This window comes from Neisseria sp. P0022.S010, from assembly GCF_051956635.1.
This window is the reverse complement of the sequence record NZ_JBQCXF010000417.1, coordinates 1-2,654: the sequence shown is the minus strand read 5'-3', so window position 1 is coordinate 2,654 and position 2,654 is coordinate 1. Positions and strand designations below refer to the sequence as shown.

Genomic DNA, 2,654 nt, shown 5'->3' with positions numbered 1-2,654 from the left:
CAGCAAGGCCGTCTGAAATATTACTTATATTATTATAAGAGTGCTATTTCAGACGGCCTTAACTTCAGTCAAATTCTATCGTTAAATCATAAATTAATGCTGACTGTTTTTATAAAAATCAATTAATTGCTTGGCCTACAACATGGGTAGGCCAAAATGGTCGCTCACGACTTTCAAATCCTTCCACTCCTGACCAGTCAGATTTTGCCCAACCCATTTGAGGTTTTCCGGATTGCTTTTGATTTTCTCAAAATACGCCTGCTTGCGTTTCCAGTTGCGCGACCACACCAGCAACATGGTAAAAATACATAAAACAATCAATACAATATTGGTCAACAACATCATGTCCATACGACATACTCCCGCTTGGGTCTCAAAATCAGAAAATATGGATTGAAGGCCGTCTGAAAAAACAGTCTTCAGACGGCCTTTATATTATCAATCAATATTCACCCGTTTCAGGCGCAAGGCATTGCTCAACACGGAAACCGAGCTTGCCGCCATTGCCGCGCCTGCGATGACGGGATTTAAAAAGCCGAGTGCGGCGAGCGGAATGCCCAAGATATTGTAGAAGAAGGCGAAAAACAGGTTTTGCTTGATGTTTTTCAAAGTGGCTTGCGACACCAACAGGGCATCGGCAAGCTGGTTGACCGAATGTTGCATCAGCGTGGCGGACGCAGTGTGTTCGGCAACATCCGCGCCGCCTTTCATGGCGAAGCTGACGTTGGCGGCGGCAAGCGCGGGGGCGTCGTTGATGCCGTCGCCGACCATCGCTACGGTTTTGCCGGTGGCTTTAAGTTTCTGCACTTCGGTGGCTTTGTCGCGCGGACTCATGTTACCGAAGGCGTGTGTGATGCCCAACTGTTTGGCGACGTATTCGACCGTGCCTTGGTTGTCGCCGCTCATGATATAGACATCGATATTGTGTTTCTTCAGACGGCCTATGGCTTCGGCGGTATCGGCTTTCAACGCGTCGGCAAGTGCGAATGCGCCGATCGGTTTGTTGTCAACTGAGACTGCAACAATGCTTGCAATGTCCCAAACGCCGTCTGAAAGCTTCGGCAAGGTCAGTTCGGCAAATTCGGCTTTGCCTGCTTTCACCAAACCCACGCCTTCTACTTCGGCGGTAATGCCTGCGCCGACAACGGTTTGCGCGTTTTGTGCGGAGGGGATTTCCAAGCTGCGCGCTTGGGCGGCGGAGACGATGGCTCGGGCAAGCGGATGAGCAGCGTTTTGTTCGACGGCGGCGGCGATGCGGTACAAAGCGTCTTCGTCAAAACCGCTGTCGGGAACGCAATAAACGGCGGCAACTTGCGGCCTGCCTTCGGTCAGCGTGCCGGTTTTGTCCAACACGACGGCATCGACGTGGGCGGCTTCTTCCATCGCCGCCGCGTCTTTGAACCAAATGCCGTGTTTCACCGCCTTGCCCATGCCGACCATAATCGCGGCGGGCGTCGCCAGACCGAGCGCGCACGGGCAGGCAATCACCAAAACGGCAACGGCATGCATCAGCGCAATCGTCCAATCGCCTTTCACCAGCCAAGTGGCGATAAAAGTCAACAGCGCGATGCTCACGACGGCAGGCACGAACACCGCCGCCGCCTTATCCGCCACGCGCGCGATCGGCGCTTTGCTGCCTTGCGCTTCGGACAGCGCGTTCATCATGTCGCCGAGCAAGGTTTGGCTGCCGAGCTGCGTGGCGCGGTACACCACGCTGCCTTCGGTCATCAGCGCGCCCGCCAACACTTTGCCGCCCGCCTTTTTCTCTTCGGGATTGGATTCGCCGGTGAGATGGCTCTCGTCCGCCCAGCCGCTGCCGCTTTCGATAATGCCGTCGGCAGCAATGCGTTCTCCGTGGTTGGCGCGGATAAGGTCGCCGATTTGCACTTGGTCGATGGGCAGTTGTTTCCATTCGCCATCACGCTGCACGTTGACTTGGGTCGGCGTCAGTTTCAGCAGCAGACCCAAGCTGTTCAGACTGGATTTTTTGGTGCGGTGTTCCAAAAATTTGCCCAGCGACACAAAACCGATCACCATCACGCCCGCTTCAAAATATACATGCGCCATGCCGTGCGCCGCGTGCGGGCTGAAAAACAGCATATAAACGGAATACAGGTAAATCGACACCGTACCGATAGTGACCAGCACGTCCATATTCGCCAGCCCGCCTTTAATGCTCGCCCACGCGCTTTTGTAAAACGGCACTGCCAGCCAAAGCTGCACCACACTCGCCAATGCGAACTGCCACAACGGCGGAATCATCCAATCGTGTCTGCCGATCATCATGCCTGCCATGCCGACAAGGAACGGGACGTTGATGGCGAACAGCAGCCACAGCCGCCAGCTTACATGCGCGGTTTCTTCGGGTTGCGGCAGCGCGTCTTCCGTCTTTTCCTTCGCGCCATAGCCGGTTTTCTCGATGATTTTGGCGATGTCGGCGGCGGAGGTTTGGCTGTCGTCAAACACCACCTGCGCCTCCTCGCTGGCGAAGTTCACCCCCGCCGATTCGACAAAGTCTTTTTTGTTCAACACTTTTTCAATGCGCGAAGCGCAGGCCTGACAGGTCATGCCTTCGATTTGGAAACGGACTTTTTGTTGCATGCCAAAGCCTCCTATTGATTGTTTGGTGCGTGTTTTTGTATTTATGTATTATC

2 protein-coding genes are annotated in these 2,654 nt (G+C 54.2%); both read right to left on the bottom strand.

Features of this window, described 5'->3' with window-relative positions; translation table 11 throughout:
* Positions 1 to 135: 135 nt before the first annotated feature.
* Positions 136 to 351: a hypothetical protein gene (locus ACTHUT_RS17580; protein WP_250600737.1), complete on the bottom strand. Its 216-nt coding sequence runs from the start codon at positions 349 to 351 to the stop codon at positions 136 to 138.
* An 87-nt stretch (positions 352 to 438) separates the two neighbouring features.
* Complete coding sequence (locus tag ACTHUT_RS17575) at positions 439 to 2,601, bottom strand: heavy metal translocating P-type ATPase (protein WP_440419218.1); 2,163 nt, start codon at positions 2,599 to 2,601, stop codon at positions 439 to 441.
* Positions 2,602 to 2,654: the final 53 nt, after the last annotated feature.